Here is a 16,627-nt window from a genome sequence, read left to right as displayed (position 1 = left end):
TATCTCCTAAAGAATATTTGAAAAAAATTTCATAATAGACAAGATAAATGTGTCCACATTATTGACATAAGTACATTTTAAAATTCAGTGAGTAAAATAATCTGTCCGTTTTCAAATGTATATTTACTGCTGCCTTCAAGCCCGATAAAGTCATTTGTGGCAGCATCAGGTTTGATAATCATTCTGGAGATAAGACCGTTTTCACTGTGTTCTCCTGTTTCCAGAAATGTTATGGAACCGGCTTTACCGTTAATTATCCCTTCAAATATTGTATATCCCGTAAAAGTAGAACGTGCTTCGTGAAGTTTCTGGGGATTATAGATAGTGTAATGTATAAGGTAAACAGAATTAAATGTTCCTCTCATCCATCCTGTGGATTTATACTTGGCTTTGGCAATATTAACTGCATTTTCTGCGGAAAAATCCTTGATAACAGGTTCATCCCATAAAAGCACTTCTAATATAGTTTTATTCATAATAATTCTCCTTTTTGGCATATAATCTTAATTCTGTATTTAATATAAAAAATTATAATTTATTTAATAAATAAAGTCAAACTCAAAATAAATTCAGAAATTAATAAATTAAAAAGACGCAGGAACACCGGAATTATGACTAAATAAAAAATGCCCTTATTTCAGGACAAATTTTATGGAATATTAGTTACTTTATTTAATTATTACACATTAACATATATTTTTTTATCAACCTTATTTCTTCTGTAATAAATATTAAAGATAATCAGAATTAAAAGAACTGTAACAAGCCCGTCTATAAAGAAACCAAACCGTGCTGAAAGCAATGACATAACCAGTCCTGTAAACGAGTTACCTATCGGAGTGCTTCCTGTGTTAACCATGGTATACATACTCATAACTCTGCTTCTGTAACGGTTTTCAGTATGAAGCTGTATCCTTGTATTGGCTCCGTTTAGAAAACAAAGGTTAAAAAATCCAATAAGAATAAGTAATACTGATATAACAGTAAGGGAAGATGTAAAGAGTGTAAGCATTTGTATAACACCGAGAAAAATTGCTACAAGTACAAGATAGTATTTATAAGTAATGTCTTTCCCTTTTATTGCCATAAATAAAGCCCCGAACAGCGATCCCACACCAACCATGGACATAAGAAAACTATAGGTTCCTTCATCACCCATAAGAGCATCTTTGGCAAAAACAGGAAGAGTTACGTTAGTATTCATGGAAAAAGTACACACAATAGCCATCATAAAAAATGATGAAAGCAAAATACGGTGTCTGAGAATATATCTCACTCCGGCTCTGATATTGCCGAGTGTACTGATCTGTCTGGAACTTTTTTTGCTGGTGTATCCCGGCACGGAAATAAGTGTTATTCCGTAAATTACAGGAATAAAGCTAAGACCGTTAATAAAGAAACATTCTGCCACTCCTATATATTTCATTATAATCCCTGAAACTGCAGGGCCTATAATCCTTGCCAGATTAAAAGTAGTGGAATTCAGTGAAATAGCATTAGGAAGGTCTTCCTTACCCACAAGGTCAATAAAATATGATTGTCTTGTAGGCTGGTCAATACTGTTACCTATTCCTGCCACCACTGCAAGCGCAGCAAAATACCAGTAATTTTCAGATTTTGACCATACGAGAACCGCAAGCATAAGAGACTGAACCATAAATAAAGTTTGTGTGAAAATAAGAATTTTTTTCTTTGGAAATTTTTCTATAAAAACACCTGCAAATAAGGATAAAAGAAGAACCGGCCCGTATTCGAAAACAGCCATAAGTCCGAGTAAGAAAGGAGAGCCGCTTATTTTATACACATACCAGCTTAATGCAGTGACCTGAATCATACCTCCGATAACGGAAACCGCCTGCCCGAACCAGAAATATCTGAAGTCTTTATGATATAAAGCGGGAAAAACCCTTTTAAAAATTTTATTTAAAAACATGCAAATCACCCTGTATAAAGAATTTTATGTTTATATATTTATTTAATATTATTAATTTCATATTATGTATATATTTTTAAAAATAAAAAACTGTAAAATCTAAGAATGTTCATACAATTATTATAGCATTAATAACTTTAACTTTAAAGAGGAAAATAAAAAATTGTAATACAAAACAGTAAAGTGTTATTTATAAAATAAGAAAATTTTTCAAGGAAAATTTCAATATATAAATTGCTACTTTAGTTAATATATGTTATAATTTTTTAAAAATAGACAGGTGTAATTTATATGAATAAATACAAATTAACCGGCATTTTATTAAGCGGTTTTATAAAAATTTTAATAAAAACTACAAAGTACAAAGTTTTTCAATCTGAGGAAGCCGTGAAGCAAAAACAGGCAATAATTATTTTCTGGCACAGAAAAATTATTCCGACAATGCTTTCTACAGATTTTATAGAGAAAAAATCTTCACTGGTAAGCTCTTCGAAAGACGGGGATATACTGGAAGAAGTGCTTACAAGATTTGATAATCTTGTAGTAAGGGGCTCATCAAATAAAGATAATGTAAAAAGTCTGAAGCAAATCCTGAAACTGATAAAAACCGGTTTTTCCATAGGAATAGCAATAGACGGTCCGAGAGGTCCCATATATGAGCCGAAGTCGGGAGCGTTATATATAGCTATGAAAACCGGACTTCCAATGATACCTATCGGAGGATATACAAACAAAAAATGGATATTTCAAAAAGCATGGGATAAATTCGAGCTTCCCAAGTTTTTTTCAAAGAGCTGTTATTATGCAGGAGAACCCCTTTATTTTTCAAAGGATTCAGATATAGATGCCAGTATGGAGCTGATAAAGTCAAAGCTGCATGAAGCTAACAGAATAGCAAAAGACTATTATGAGAAAGAGTATAGATAATTAAGATGAAGGAGAATGTTAAATGTCAAAAAAGTTTTATGTAACAACACCAATTTACTATCCTAACGCAAAACCTCACGTAGGAACCGCGTATACTACGATAATTGCAGATGTAACTGCAAGATATATGAGACTTAAGGATTACGAAGTAATATTTTCTACGGGACTGGACGAACACGGGCAGAAAATTCAGGAGGCGGCTGAAAGAAATAATGTTACTCCGCAGGAATGGGTAGACAGAATGGCTGAGAATTTTACAGCATTGTGGAAAAAATTAAACATTTCCAATACGGAATTTATACGTACCACAGAGGAGCGTCATAAAATAAGCGTAAAGAAAATGATAAAAAAAGTGTATGAGAATGGTGATATATATAAAGGGGAGTATAAAGGACTTTACTGTGTGTCAGATGAGACTTTTGTTCCTGATAACAGTGTACTTGAAGGAAATAAGTGTCCGCATTGCGGAAAAGACCTTATAGAAGTAAAAGAAAATTCGTACTTTTTCAAACTTTCAAAATATCAGGATAAACTTTTGAAATATATAGAAGAGAATCCTGATTTCATACTTCCGTCTTACAGAAAAAATGAAGTAGTATCATTTATAAATCAGGGATTACAGGATCTGTCAATATCAAGAACTACATTTAACTGGGGAATACCTCTGGAACTGGAAGAAGGACATGTAATATATGTATGGTTTGATGCACTTACGAACTATATAACTGTAGCTGGATTCGGCGATGATGAGAAAAAGTTCGACGATGTATGGATAAATGGTAAAGTTATGCATCTGATGGGAAAAGACATCTTAAGATTTCATGCAATAATCTGGCCGGCTATGCTGATGTCAGCGGGAATACCTCTTCCGAATACAGTAGCAGCACATGGATGGTGGACTGTAGAAGGTGAAAAAATGTCAAAATCAAAAGGAAACGTGGTAGATCCTCTGGAAGAAGTGGAGAAATACGGACTTGATCCTTTTAGATATTATTTAATGAGAGAGGTTACATTTGGTCTTGACGGAGATTATTCGCAAAAAGGAATGATCCAGAGAATAAATGCAGACCTTGCCAATGATTTGGGAAATCTTCTAAACAGAACCATTGGAATGCAGAAGAAATATTTTGATTCTGTGGTAGTGCTGGAAAAAGAAGAAACAGCACTGGAAGAAGAAATTTATGCTTTATGGAAAACAACTGTGAAAGATATAGATACTTACTTTGAAAAGGTACAGTTTTCGGAAGTTCTGAAAGCTATATGGAAGTTTATTTCGAGAATGAATAAATATATAGATGAAACAGCACCGTGGATACTGGCAAAAGATCCGGCAGACAGAAATAGACTGTCTACAGTTATGTATAACCTTGTAGAGTCTTTGTACAAAATTGCTGTTCTTATTTCGCCGTTTATGCCTGAAACAGCACAGAAAATGTGGAGTCAGCTTGGGATAAACGAGAATATAGAGAATATCAAACTTGATAATATCAAGCAGTGGGGAGTTTACCCTGTAAATAACGTATTGGGAGAAGCAACACCGATTTTCCCGAGAATAGAAGCAGAACCGGAGAAAAAAGCAGAAGAAGAATTGTTTAATAAGAATCTGGCTGTGGAAAATCCTATAGGAATAGAAGATTTTTCAAAGGTTCAGATAAAGGTAGTGGAAATATTAGCTGCAAATAGAATAGAAGGAGCTGACAGGCTTCTGAAATTTATCGTAAATACAGGAACAGAAAAAAGGCAAATCATCTCGGGAATTGCAAAATATTATCCGGAACCGGAGGAATTAATAGGGAAAAAAGTTTTAGCTGTCACGAATTTGGCCCCTGTAGAATTAAGGGGAGAACTGTCTCAAGGAATGCTTTTAACTACAGAAGAAAAGAAAAGATTAAAACTTATAGTAATTGATGAGCAAGTGAAAGTGGGGTCAGATATAAAATAAATTATTAGATTGGATGATAGCTTATGAGAAGATGTCTGGTTATATTATTTTTATTGTTATTATCCTTGAATTCATGCAAATTTTCGGGGAGTAACAGCAAAGGATATAAGGAACTGGAAGAGGGAATAATAAAAATTTTTGATAATAAAGACGGAATGGCAGATTTTAGTGCAGCAGCTAGAAAAGGTAATCTGGAGGTTTATGGGGTAGTAACGTATTATTACGGTTATTCTGCCCTGGATTTTTTGGAAAAACACTTTAAAAAATCTGACGGAAGAGCTGAATATTATTACGCTTCGATTTTAATCAGTGCAAATAACGATGAGGACAAAGCAAAAAAACTTTTCGAAGAAGCCGTGAAACAGGGAGAATACAATGCATATTATTCACTGGGGACTTTGTATGAAGAAGACCTTGATTACAGCACAGCAATGAATTACTACGAAAAAGGCCGTGAAAAAGGCGATATGTTCTCACTTTATGCGTATGAATACTTAAAGACAAATAAAAACAGTATAAATAAAATAGAAACATTTGGGAAAAAATATAAAAGCGGTACAATAACATCTGACGAGAAAAAAGAGATGGGAAAACTCATACTGGAAAAATTTTCCAATTATGGAAAAGCATATGATATACTAAAAGAATTTGTAGCGGAAAAATATCCTCCGGCCTTATATGCAAAGGCCAAAATACTTCAAAATGAAGATAAGGAAGGGGAAGCCGCTGCGATATTTAATGAATTGTACAGCAAAGATAAATACTATCTGGGAACTTTTGAAATGGCATTTTACGAGGTAAATAACCAGAATTTTGAAAAAGCTCTTTCGTATCTTGAAGACGGAAGCTATAATGAAAGTCTTATTTATGCCTATAAAGGGTATATCTACAGACATCTGAAATTATTTAAAAAAGCAGAGGAAAACTATAAAAAAGCAGTAGATCTGAAAGATATAGATGCTATTTATTATCTCGGAATGCTTTACAGAGATCAGGGAGATCTGGAAAAAGCAAAGAAATACTTTGAAGCAGGCTATAAGCTGGGATCAATACCCTCAGGTTATAACTATGCATATACAGTAGCGGATTTGCAAAAGGAGAAAAAGCTTCAAAAAGAATCAGGAAATACTAAGAATATAGATATAGAAGCACTTGGAAGAAATGACATATCTAAAAAAGTCTACGAAAATCTTTCAAAACAGGGAGATTATGCTTCAATGATAAATTTAAGCACATATTACAAAGAAGGTTCCGAAGAGATGAGAAGTCTGAATCTGATTGCTGCATCAAGAGGATATCCTGTGGCATTCTCTAATCTTGGTGTTTACTATATGCGTCACAAAAATAAAGCTAAAGCTAATTACTGGTTTGGACTGGCAAAAGAAGCAGAAGGTTTTACCACAGTGGAAAATTAGTATAGAGAGTTTTATTATCCGTTATTTATTTGTAAAAAATAAAATATATTAGGAGAAAAAATGAAAAAGTATTTGTTATTATTAATGATATTTATATGCAGTTTTGCGTTTTCCGCAGATCCTGTGGATTTTAAGGTGAATCTTGCAAAAGGTGAAACTTTTCCCGAATTTGTTCTGGAAAAATTAGATGGTACAAAGGAACTAAGTACAAAAGTTTTTGATAAAAACAAGAAGACATTAATAGTAGTAGCAGCTGAATGGTGTCCGGCATGTCAGTGGGAAATGGGACAGCTTGCCAAGTTTTATGAAAAGAATAAAACTAAGTATAATGTAGCAGTAGTATTCATAAGGGAAAATTCTTCGGAAGCAAAAGTAAAAGGGTATATCGATTATAACAAATATACTTTCCCTGTTTATTATGACTACAGCGGGAAGGTACTAGAGGGAACAGGAGTTCAGACAGTTCCTACTAATATAGTTCTGGATAAAAACAGAAAAATTATTACTGCATATTCTGGAATATGGGAAGAAGAAGATTTTATCAGTAATTTGAAATAAAAAAATGCCGGGTTTATGAAATCCGGCTTATTTTTATGCTTTTTCAAAAACAGAGATGATAAATTCTATATTTTTTCTGGTGATATCCCAGTTTATTTTTTTACATGAATTGCTATTTAGTGATTTTAATACAGAATAAAAAAAAGTTTTTCTGTTTTCCTGTTCTTCAAAGAGATAGTCAACTCCGGGTTTTATATTTTTATCTCTTTGGACAAAAGTTTCATAAAAATTCTCATCTTTTAATTCCTGTGCGGCATTCGATATTTGTTTTTTCATATCAAAAAAGAATCTGTCTAAAAGGTCTTCGATTTCTATGAGGAAATCTTTATATAACAGTGTAAATTTACCAGACTTTGCTGTCCATACAGGGTTACTTTCATCATCAAAATCTTCAAAGTCATAATGGATAATCATCTGGTCACCTACATGATAAAAAGAACAGTTACATTTAGGGCTTAAATAACCTGTGTCAAGATAGCCGCAGGATAAAAGACTGGTGATGTTGTCATAGATATTATTTTCTTCATCTGAATAAACTTCTTTCTTATCAATCCAGCCATTAAAGCTGTTCATGAGTTTTTTGTACTTTTCTTCATTATTAATATAAGCATATAAATCCTCAGGGATTGGATTAGAAATAACCGGAAGAATGTCAAACAGATCCTCTAGCTGCCTGATATAATAATAGTCATCAAAAGAAGATTCAAGTTTATATTTTGCTGTTAATTCAGGAGAAAGTTCAAAAAGTCTGGTATTCCCCAGTTCGATGTAATAGTTGCTGTCTGTAAGCCAAAACCAGCATATACTTTTTCTGCCGTTTCCGTTAACTGGAAAGGCACACTTTGAAACAGGCTTGAGTATATAATTAAATAAACTGATAAAAATCATCTCCATTTAAAATAAATATTTTTGTAGTATTATAGCACCTTTCTGCATATTATGTAAAATTCACCAAAAAAAGCCTTTCATTGTTACTGTTTTAACGAAAGGCTTTATTATATATATTTCATTTACATATCCCGGCATGCCACAATGTCAACGCCGGTATTAAGCACATTATGAATAATTACATCCCCTAATTTCACGGGAGATTTTACTTTTACTTTATTAATCTCTTCCATACATTTATAAATAAGGTCTTTCGGAATGGCAGTGCTGGTTTTTACAGGAAGCCGGCTGTAAACACCGTCTTCTATATAGACAGTACTGGTAACCATTCTTTGGGGATTGATCATCTCCTGCCTGCCGTAATCACTGCCTCTTTTGCATTTGGCGCCTTTTACGGCATAGTCATTATCTAAATCTATTTCCAGATCACAGCCTTCGGGGCATACAATACATGTAAGATTTTTTATCATAAACTATCACCTTCAACAGAAATTATTAAATTAGACTCTATCAAATCAGTGGGAACGGATATTTTCTCCATCTCACTGGGTACAAGATGACTGCGCTTAAATCGGGCTATTTCTTTATCCTGACATTTTACGCTGATCTTTTTGTCTTTGTATACATTATTAACTCTGAAAGATATATTCAGAAGTTTTGAATCAGTGTTTATATTAAAATTTTGAGGAACGGTATAAATAAGTCCGGAACCCGGCTCTATATGAACAATTACTTCATTATTTTCGTTTTCCGGTTTAGATTGGTTCTTAATGTATTCTACAGCACTGGCAGCTGCTACTTCGGCTTCAGTACTCACATAATCCACAAGATCATGGACATGCAGAACATTTCCGCAGGCAAAAATTCCTTTGATATTGGTTTCCATTTTTTCATTTACAATTGCGCCTTTTGTTTTCGGGTCAATTTGTATTCCCAGTTTTTTTGACAAGGAATTATCAGGAAGCAGACCTGCTGAAATAAGAAGTGTATCACAGATTATTTCCTGTTCTGTTCCGGGAACCGGACTTCTGTTTTCATCAACTTTTGCTATAACTACCGATTCTACACGGTTTTTGCCATTTATATTAATAACTGTATGTGAAAGCAGCAAAGGGATGTCAAAATCTTCAAGACACTGTACTATATTTCTGTTTAGACCGTTTGAATACGGCATTAACTCAACAACGGCTTTTACTGAAGCACCTTCTAGCGTGAGTCTTCTTGCCATAATAAGTCCTATGTCGCCAGAGCCCAGAATAACAATTTCCTTTCCTACCATATATCCGCTCATATTTATAAAAGTCTGAGCCTGTCCCGCAGTAAATACACCTGACGGACGATCTCCGGGAATGGCAATTCCTCCCCTTGTACGTTCATAACATCCCATAGCAAGTATTACAGCCTTTGTTTCATAGACATGGTATCCTTCTTCGGAAACCACATAAATAAATTTACTGCTGCGTTCATCAGGACTGGTCTCTATAGAAACCACTGTAGCGTCTATTTTATAATTAATTCCGAGACGATTTATTTCATTTATATATTCCTGAGCATATTCAGGGCCAGTAAGTTCTTTTTTGAACTTATGTATTCCAAAGCCGTTATGAATGCACTGTCTCAGAATTCCACCCAGTTCTTTTTCTCTTTCCAGAATTAGTATTTTGGAAATACCGTTTTCTTTGGCAGTCTTGGCAGCAGCTAATCCGGCAGAGCCGCCGCCGACTATAATAAGATCATATTCCAGTTCCATCATCCATCTCCTTTCGTTTTGTTTGTGAGGATATAAGAAGAATCTGAATCCATTGTAATTTCATTAAGTTCTAGAGCAAGCTCCGAAGAAAGAATTTCCTGAATTTTCGGTCCGCAGAAAGTCCCCTGACAGAGACCCATACCCGGCCGGCCTCTTCTTTTTATTCCGTCCACAGTTCTGGCTCCCACTTTTCTGTGAATAGCATCAATGACTTCACCTTCTGTGATATTTTCGCATTTGCATACAATATGTCCGTATTTTGGATTTTCAGCAATTAGTTTATTTTTTTCTTCATAGTTTAATTTGTCAAAAATAATATGTTTTTCTATATAAGGTTTAAAATTTTTCTTTTCTTTTAAAGTAATTTTTTCAGATAAAATATCCCGTACTTTCAGCGCGATCGCAGGAGCTGCAGATAATCCGGGAGACTTAATCCCTGCGACATCTATGAAGCCGGGAATGTTTTTATTTTCTTCTATGATGAAGTCATCCCTGTCTGATTCAGCTCTAAGCCCAGAAAATTGTCTTATCTGCTCAAGATAATTTATGTTTTGCGAAGATTTTGCCGCTGTGGCTTTTATTAATTCGAGTCTTTCACGTGATGTGGACTTATCTTCCTTTTCAGGAATACTTTCAGCATCAGGGCCTATAAGAAGGTTCCCGTGAACAGTAGGAGTGATCAAAATTCCTTTTCCTACCTTGGTAGGCGGCTGAAAAACAGTATGACTGAATTTTGTGCCTTCATCTTTGCTTAGTACAAAATACTCGCCTTTTCGCGGATGTATTTCGTAAGACGGCTCGGTCAGCATATTTTGAATAGTATCTGCGTGAACACCTGCACAATTAATAATAATTTTTGCTTTGTACTGTGAATTTTTTGTGAAAATAAGAAAATGGCTGTCTTCTATTGAAATATTAATGACTTCATTATCAAGCAGCAGAGTTACACCATTATCAACAGCATTTTCAAAAAGTGCAATTGTCATTTCCCAAGGACCGACAATACCTCCTGTTTTTGCTAATAACGCCCCTTTAATATCTTTGCTTAAATTGGGTTCCAGTTTGAGTGTTTCTTCCTTGGAAAGAATACTTAATTCAGGAACTCCGTTTTTACCACCCCTGTTTTTCAAATTTTCTATTGATTCCATATCCTCATCGCTGAAAGCAAGGACAAGTGAGCCGTTTCTTCTGAAAGGAAAATCAAGTTCTTTCGATAATTTGTCAAACATTGAATTTCCCAGAACATTCAGCTTGGCCATAAGTGTTCCTTCCTTTGCATCAAATCCCGCATGTATAATAGCAGAATTCGCCTTGGTGGTCTCGTCAGCGACATCGTTATTTTTCTCCAACACCAAAATGTCTAAATCGTATTTCGACAGTTCCCTTGCAATACAGGCACCTGTTACCCCGGCGCCGATAATTAGAATATCATGCATTAGTACTCCTCACTAGTGTTTTTGTCCAACTTATATTTGAAATAACTAACAATGACAATGTCAAAATATTTTTCCCCTGCAAGTTAATAACAAGGTATTAGTTTTAATGAGTATGTCATATATTGTTTGATATAATTATAATTTGATTATTAAGAATGTCAATAGCGGGAAAGAAAAAATAACGGTTATTTTTTTAACCAAAATTCCCGCACAGCGATTTTACATGTATAAACAAATTTAAAAAAATAAAAAAAAATTTTATATTCTTCAAAAAAAAACAAATCCTTATTAAATTTTAATTTTTAACATCCGTTAATTAGAGAAGAAGATTTTTAGGGGTTCTGCAATCATAAATATTGACAAAATCTAATAAAAATGGTATTTTATATAGAAAAGAATAATCTAAATCAGGGGAGAATTTTAAATATAAATCATAAATATATTGTTAAATTTAGACTGATATTTTGTATGACGGGTAAATTATCCGTCAATGCCGAAATATCTGACCCTCGTTCCTAATTTCCAAAGTCTTGAATGAAATAATACAGGGCAGCAAAATTTTCCGGGGTATATCCAAGGGGAGCAGGAGATGATTTTCTCCTTATTTTTCTTTTTATGTAAAGAAAAGCAGAGAGGGACTTTTAGATTTGTTTATAGATAATTACGGAGGTTAAAAATGTCAGAATTGAGTAAAAGCTATTCGCCTAAGGAAATAGAAGAAAAATGGTATAAATTATGGGAAGAAAAAGGTTATTTCAGTGCACAGCATAATGATGAAAAGCCCGGCTATTCAATAGTAATACCGCCGCCGAATGTAACGGGGATTCTTCATATGGGACATATACTGAATAATTCAATACAGGATACAATAATAAGATGGAAAAGAATGTCAGGTTTTGATACTTTATGGATGCCGGGAACAGATCATGCCGGTATAGCTACACAGAATAAAGTGGAAAAATGGCTCATGGAAGAAGGGACTACTAAAGAAGAAATAGGAAGAGAAAAGTTTCTGGAAAAAACATGGGAATGGAAAGAAAAGCACGGCGGGATAATAACAAAACAGCTTAGAAGTCTGGGTTCGTCGCTTGACTGGCAAAGAGAAAGATTTACCATGGATGAAGGTCTTTCAGATGCTGTAAAGGATGTTTTCGTAAGATTATATAATGATGATCTGATATATAAAGGAGAATATATAGTTAACTGGTGTCCGAAAGACAAAACGGCGCTTGCTGATGATGAAATAGAGCATGAAGAAGTAACAGGAAAGATATGGCAGATAAGATATCCTGTAAAAGACAGCAGTGAACATCTGACTATTGCGACTACAAGACCTGAGACTATGCTTGGAGATACCGGAGTTGCAGTAAACCCAAATGACAGCAGATATAAGCATCTTATCGGAAAAAGTGTTGTACTTCCTCTGATGAACAGAGAGATACCAATAGTGGCGGATGAATATGTAGATATGGAATTTGGAACAGGTGCGGTAAAAATGACTCCTTCACATGATCCGAATGACTTTGAAGTAGCCAAAAGAACTAATCTTCCTTTACTGAATATAATGGAAGAAGACGGAAGCATAAATGAAAACGGCGGAAAATATAAAGGTCTGGACAGATTCGCGGCAAGAAGAGAGATTCTAAAAGATCTTGAGGAACTGGGACTTCTTGGAGAGGTAAAAGAACACCATCACTCTGTGGGACATTGTTACAGATGCGGTACAGTAATTGAGCCGAGAGTTTCTAACCAGTGGTTCGTAAGAATGCAGCCCCTTGCCAAAAAAGCCCTTGAAGTAGTAAGAAACGGAGAAATTACAATTTCACCGCAAAGATGGATAAAAGTATACTATAACTGGCTTGAAAATATTAGAGACTGGTGTATTTCAAGACAGCTGTGGTGGGGACACAGAATTCCGGCATATTATTCTGAAGACGGGACGATATTTGTAGCGAAATCGCTTGAAGAGGCAAAACAGCAGGCTAAGGAAAAATACGGCAAAGAAGTAGAACTTACTGAGGAAACGGATGTATTAGATACATGGTTTTCATCACAGCTATGGCCTTTTTCTACTATGGGATGGCCTGAAAAGACAAAGGAACTGGAAAAGTTTTTCCCTACAGATGCATTGGTAACAGCAGCAGATATTATATTTTTCTGGGTTTCAAGAATGATAATGATAAGTGAGTATTTATTTGATGAAATACCATTTAAATATGTATACTTAAACGGTATAGTAAGAGATGAAAAAGGAAGAAAAATGAGTAAATCCCTAGGGAACTCGCCTGATCCGCTTGATCTTATAGACAGATACGGGGCAGATGCAATAAGATTCAGCCTTCTGTATAATACTTCACAGGGACAGGATATATTCTTCTCTGAAAAATTACTGGAAATGGGAGCAAACTTTTCTAACAAAGTATGGAATGCCTCAAAATTCGTTCTTCAGAACCTTGAGGATTTTGATTATAAAACATCAGTAACAGAACTTGAATTTAAGCTGGAAGACAGATGGATACTTTCAAAACTGCAAAATGCAGCAAAAGAAGTAAACAGCGCACTTGACGGATATGAACTTGATATGGCTGCCAAAATAGCATATGAGTTTTTCAGAGGTGAATTCTGTGACTGGTATGTGGAAGCTGCAAAGACAAGAGTATACGGCGGAGACGAACAGGATAAAAAGACTGCACAGTGGGTACTTAGACACATACTTGATAACGGTTTGAAGCTGCTTCATCCGTTTATGCCTTTTATAACTGAGGAATTATGGCAGAAAGTAAAGCTTGATGGTGAGACTATTATGCTTTCTGAGTTCCCGGTATATGACGAGGCTCTTCTGGATAAAAAAGCCGAAGATGAGTTTGATTATCTGAAAGAAGTAATTACTGCAATAAGAAATATCAGAGGAGAGGTAAATGTACCGCCTTCAAAGAAAATAGAAGTTATATTCAAGACAAATGATAACAGTGAGAGAAAGATACTTGAAGAAAATGCAAAAATACTTGATAAGCTGTCAAATGTAGAAAAATACAGTATAGATAACGAAAAAGAAATACCAAAGCTCACAGGATTCAGACTTGCAGATAATACAGAGATATTCGTACCGCTGGAAGGACTTATAGACACTGAAAAAGAAACTGCAAAGCTGAAAAAAGATATAGAAAAAACAGAAGTAGAATTAAAAAGAGTTCTTGGAAAACTTTCCAATGAAAAATTCCTTAGCAAAGCACCTCAGGATGTAGTAGACAAGGAAAACGGAATTAAGGAAGAACTGGAAAATAAGCTTGCCAAGCTTAAGGAAAATCTTGATTTATATAAAAAGGACTAATTTGGAACAGCTTAATTATATAAAGCAGAAAAAGACAGACAAATATTTTATGATTAACAGGGTTTCAGATTTTTAAATGGAATATTATAAGAATATTCTCTAAGGAGGTTTTATGAGTTCAATGTTTTGGGTAATTGTAGCCGGAGTGTTTCTGGTACTGGAACTGGTGATTCCGGGATTAGTAACAGTATGGTTCGGACTTGCCGGAATAGTTATGATTTTTTTAGCACCTGTAATAAAAGATGTAAATACAGAATTTTATGTTTTTGCTGTGCTTTCATTTGCACTGCTCCTTATTACGAGACCGCTTGCGAAAAAGTATCTTTATAAAAATAATAAAGATGATATAAGTTTTGGGAACAGGACCGTGGGAAGGGAAACAAAAATAGCAAAAATACTTGATGAGGGAGTGTACGAAGTAGCCCTTGATGATAAAATGTGGAGAGCTGTCTCTACAGATAACCTTGAGGTTAATGAGAAAGTGGTAATAACAGGGTTAACTGGAAACAAGCTGATACTGGAAAAAAAGATAAATAAAAAATTATAAGGAGGAAGAAATGGGTATTTTAGTATTATTAGGAATAGTAATTGTAATTTTTATAATTGTTTTTATGACATGTATAAGAATAGTTCCTCAGACAAAGGAATGTATAGTGGAAAGACTTGGGAAATATAACGGGACTTTACATGCAGGGTTTAACACATTAGCACCGTTTATTGACAGAGTGGTAAGAGTAGTGTCTACAAAGGAACAGGTAGTAGATTTCCCGCCGCAGCCGGTTATTACAAAAGATAACGTAACAATGCAGATTGATACAGTAATTTATTTTCAGATAACTGATTCAAGACAGTATACATACGGGGTAGAAAGACCAATGTCGGCAATAGAAAATCTTACGGCTACTACATTAAGAAATATAATTGGTGAAATGGAACTTGACGAAACTCTGACTTCAAGAGATATCATAAATACAAAGATGAGAACTGAGCTTGATGTGGCAACTGACCCTTGGGGAATAAAGGTAAACAGAGTAGAGCTTAAGAATATATTACCGCCAGAAGATATCAGAAATTCAATGGAAAGACAGATGAAAGCGGAAAGAGAAAAAAGAGAAATTATCCTGAAAGCCGAAGCTGATAAAGAATCTGTGGTTCTTAGGGCAAATGCTGTAAAAGAACAGAAGATAAGAGAGGCTGAAGGGGAAAAAGAAGCAGCTATCTTGAGAGCGGAAGCTGTAAAACAGCAGAAGATAAGAGAAGCAGAAGGGGAAGCACAGGCTATTCTTGCAGTACAAAAAGCAAATGCAGAAGCAATAATATTACTGAAAGAAGCAGGAGCTACCAGTGAAGTATTAGCATTAAAAGGAATGGAGACATTCGGAAAAGTGGCTGACGGTAAGGCCACTAAGATAATAATACCAAGCAATTATCAAAATCTGGCTAGTATGATAACTACTTTTGCAGAATTAAATGAAAAATCTACAGACGGAACAGAAGGAAATAAATAGATAACTAAAGGCTCGCCGGGAGATGGCGGGCTTTTTTGGTGGGAGTATTTTTTCAGATTATATTATTTTTTGGTGTTTTTTAAAATCAACGATTTATTAATCAAAAGCAAAGAAATGTATGGACAATAAGTTACAGGAAAGGGTGGGACAATGGAAAAAAGAAGAGGAAGAGTTACTTTTCACAAAGCTGGTTCAGGAAGAGGCACTAAAATTACACTTCCTATGCCATGGCTGAGAAAAATGGACATTTCAGAGAAGGAGAGAGAAATAATGTTTACCTTTGATGAAAATGAACAAAAGATAATTGTTAGAAAGAAATGAAAAAATTCCCGTCAATTCTTGAAAGAATAACAGGAGTTATATACTCTGATTTGTAAAATTCTGTCGACCTCTGGTAGGAGAGAAAATGCCGGGGGTCGACAATCTTTTATTTTATATGGGGTTGGATATGATTTTTGTCAAAAGATGACAGGTTTATGTCATGGTTTTGATAGACGAAAAAAAGTGGTCGACAGAAATGCTTATTTAAGGTATAATAAATAAAAGCTTTTTGACGTGTAGGGTATTAATATAACTATCTTAGAATGTAAATTTTGTCTTTACAAGAATGTCGATTTTTGATCTATTTGTATTAATATAACTATCTTAGAATGTAAATTAGTATGAGAGTGTACTCCTGAAATACTCATATTAGTATTAATATAGCTATCTTAGAATGTAAATATAAATTTTAATGTTGTTGTTTATATAAAGTTTACTGTATTAATATAACTATCTTAGAATGTAAATGCGATAAAGTGTCGTTATGGGTTAAGAAAGGGTTAGCGTATTAATATAACTATCTTAGAATGTAAATCTTCATTTGAGCCTGTGATAAAAAGTCTGTAAATAAAAAAATCTTTTTATGATAAACTAAAAACAGGAGGACTTTATTATGAA

At 34.4% G+C, this 16,627-nt stretch carries 14 protein-coding genes and 1 CRISPR repeat array; of the genes, 8 read left to right on the top strand and 6 right to left on the bottom strand.

The window, feature by feature from the left end; all coding sequences use genetic code 11:
- Window positions 1-77: 77 nt before the first annotated feature.
- Together NK213_RS16505 and NK213_RS16500 are read right to left on the bottom strand one after the other, a co-directional pair.
- Window positions 78-476 carry a DUF3224 domain-containing protein gene (locus NK213_RS16505; RefSeq protein ID WP_253351191.1) on the bottom strand — a complete coding sequence of 133 codons (399 nt, stop codon included), beginning with the start codon at window positions 474-476 and terminating at the stop codon, window positions 78-80.
- Between the two features lie 203 nt (window positions 477-679).
- Window positions 680-1,933 (bottom strand): MFS transporter, encoded by a 1,254-nt coding sequence (locus tag NK213_RS16500; RefSeq protein ID WP_253351189.1) that lies wholly within the window; start codon window positions 1,931-1,933, stop codon window positions 680-682.
- Window positions 1,934-2,224: 291 nt separating this feature from the next.
- On the opposite strand from NK213_RS16500, the gene NK213_RS16495 reads away from it, so the two are divergent.
- From NK213_RS16495 to NK213_RS16480, 4 genes are read left to right on the top strand one after another with little or no spacing between them, the layout of a single operon-like run.
- A complete protein-coding gene (locus NK213_RS16495; protein ID WP_253351187.1) occupies window positions 2,225-2,860 on the top strand; it encodes a lysophospholipid acyltransferase family protein in 636 nt (211 codons plus the stop codon).
- Between the two features lie 22 nt (window positions 2,861-2,882).
- A complete protein-coding gene (gene metG, locus NK213_RS16490; protein ID WP_253351180.1) occupies window positions 2,883-4,802 on the top strand; it encodes a methionine--tRNA ligase in 1,920 nt (639 codons plus the stop codon).
- Window positions 4,803-4,825: 23 nt separating this feature from the next.
- On the top strand, window positions 4,826-6,217 hold the full coding sequence (locus NK213_RS16485; RefSeq protein WP_253351174.1) for a lipopolysaccharide assembly protein LapB: 1,392 nt from the start codon (window positions 4,826-4,828) through the stop codon (window positions 6,215-6,217).
- A 60-nt stretch (window positions 6,218-6,277) separates the two neighbouring features.
- Entirely contained in the window at window positions 6,278-6,775 is a 498-nt protein-coding gene (locus NK213_RS16480; protein ID WP_253351173.1) for a TlpA disulfide reductase family protein, read from the top strand.
- Window positions 6,776-6,808: 33 nt separating this feature from the next.
- Here NK213_RS16480 and NK213_RS16475 read toward each other — a convergent pair whose 3' ends face one another.
- The 4 genes from NK213_RS16475 to NK213_RS16460 form a co-directional block, all read right to left on the bottom strand.
- Complete coding sequence (locus NK213_RS16475; protein WP_253351171.1) at window positions 6,809-7,669, bottom strand: DUF5984 family protein; 861 nt, start codon at window positions 7,667-7,669, stop codon at window positions 6,809-6,811.
- A gap of 116 nt (window positions 7,670-7,785) precedes the next feature.
- Entirely contained in the window at window positions 7,786-8,133 is a 348-nt protein-coding gene (locus NK213_RS16470; RefSeq protein ID WP_253351169.1) for a DUF1667 domain-containing protein, read from the bottom strand.
- Window positions 8,130-9,413 carry an NAD(P)/FAD-dependent oxidoreductase gene (locus NK213_RS16465; RefSeq protein WP_253351193.1) on the bottom strand — a complete coding sequence of 428 codons (1,284 nt, stop codon included), beginning with the start codon at window positions 9,411-9,413 and terminating at the stop codon, window positions 8,130-8,132. Before NK213_RS16465 ends, NK213_RS16470 begins: the two co-directional genes overlap by 4 nt.
- Window positions 9,413-10,849 carry an NAD(P)/FAD-dependent oxidoreductase gene (locus tag NK213_RS16460; protein ID WP_253351167.1) on the bottom strand — a complete coding sequence of 479 codons (1,437 nt, stop codon included), beginning with the start codon at window positions 10,847-10,849 and terminating at the stop codon, window positions 9,413-9,415. Before NK213_RS16460 ends, NK213_RS16465 begins: the two co-directional genes overlap by 1 nt.
- A gap of 676 nt (window positions 10,850-11,525) precedes the next feature.
- Here NK213_RS16460 and NK213_RS16455 point away from each other — a divergent pair.
- The 4 genes from NK213_RS16455 (at window position 11,526) to NK213_RS16440 (ending at window position 16,009) form a co-directional block, all read left to right on the top strand.
- Window positions 11,526-14,180, top strand: coding sequence for a valine--tRNA ligase (locus NK213_RS16455; protein WP_253351165.1), 2,655 nt, complete (start codon window positions 11,526-11,528; stop codon window positions 14,178-14,180).
- Window positions 14,181-14,292: 112 nt separating this feature from the next.
- On the top strand, window positions 14,293-14,727 hold the full coding sequence (locus NK213_RS16450) for an NfeD family protein (protein ID WP_253351158.1): 435 nt from the start codon (window positions 14,293-14,295) through the stop codon (window positions 14,725-14,727).
- Between the two features lie 10 nt (window positions 14,728-14,737).
- Entirely contained in the window at window positions 14,738-15,688 is a 951-nt protein-coding gene (locus NK213_RS16445; RefSeq protein WP_253351156.1) for an SPFH domain-containing protein, read from the top strand.
- A gap of 150 nt (window positions 15,689-15,838) precedes the next feature.
- Window positions 15,839-16,009: an AbrB/MazE/SpoVT family DNA-binding domain-containing protein gene (locus NK213_RS16440; protein WP_253351147.1), complete on the top strand. Its 171-nt coding sequence runs from the start codon at window positions 15,839-15,841 to the stop codon at window positions 16,007-16,009.
- Window positions 16,010-16,250: 241 nt separating this feature from the next.
- Window positions 16,251-16,544: a CRISPR direct-repeat array (repeat unit 30 nt; unit sequence GTATTAATATAACTATCTTAGAATGTAAAT).
- Window positions 16,545-16,627: the final 83 nt, after the last annotated feature.

Source organism: Sebaldella sp. S0638 (assembly GCF_024158605.1).
Lineage (GTDB): Bacteria > Fusobacteriota > Fusobacteriia > Fusobacteriales > Leptotrichiaceae > Sebaldella.
This window is presented reverse-complemented; position numbering and strand designations above follow the sequence as displayed.

Coding starts and splice junctions, on each gene's coding strand:
- NK213_RS16505 (WP_253351191.1), bottom strand. CDS start 476: ATGAATAAAACTATATTAGAAGTGCTTTTATGGGATGAACCTGTTATC.
- NK213_RS16500 (WP_253351189.1), bottom strand. CDS start 1,933: ATGTTTTTAAATAAAATTTTTAAAAGGGTTTTTCCCGCTTTATATCAT.
- NK213_RS16495 (WP_253351187.1), top strand. CDS start 2,225: ATGAATAAATACAAATTAACCGGCATTTTATTAAGCGGTTTTATAAAA.
- metG (WP_253351180.1), top strand. CDS start 2,883: ATGTCAAAAAAGTTTTATGTAACAACACCAATTTACTATCCTAACGCA.
- NK213_RS16485 (WP_253351174.1), top strand. CDS start 4,826: ATGAGAAGATGTCTGGTTATATTATTTTTATTGTTATTATCCTTGAAT.
- NK213_RS16480 (WP_253351173.1), top strand. CDS start 6,278: ATGAAAAAGTATTTGTTATTATTAATGATATTTATATGCAGTTTTGCG.
- NK213_RS16475 (WP_253351171.1), bottom strand. CDS start 7,669: ATGGAGATGATTTTTATCAGTTTATTTAATTATATACTCAAGCCTGTT.
- NK213_RS16470 (WP_253351169.1), bottom strand. CDS start 8,133: ATGATAAAAAATCTTACATGTATTGTATGCCCCGAAGGCTGTGATCTG.
- NK213_RS16465 (WP_253351193.1), bottom strand. CDS start 9,413: ATGGAACTGGAATATGATCTTATTATAGTCGGCGGCGGCTCTGCCGGA.
- NK213_RS16460 (WP_253351167.1), bottom strand. CDS start 10,849: ATGCATGATATTCTAATTATCGGCGCCGGGGTAACAGGTGCCTGTATT.
- NK213_RS16455 (WP_253351165.1), top strand. CDS start 11,526: ATGTCAGAATTGAGTAAAAGCTATTCGCCTAAGGAAATAGAAGAAAAA.
- NK213_RS16450 (WP_253351158.1), top strand. CDS start 14,293: ATGAGTTCAATGTTTTGGGTAATTGTAGCCGGAGTGTTTCTGGTACTG.
- NK213_RS16445 (WP_253351156.1), top strand. CDS start 14,738: ATGGGTATTTTAGTATTATTAGGAATAGTAATTGTAATTTTTATAATT.
- NK213_RS16440 (WP_253351147.1), top strand. CDS start 15,839: ATGGAAAAAAGAAGAGGAAGAGTTACTTTTCACAAAGCTGGTTCAGGA.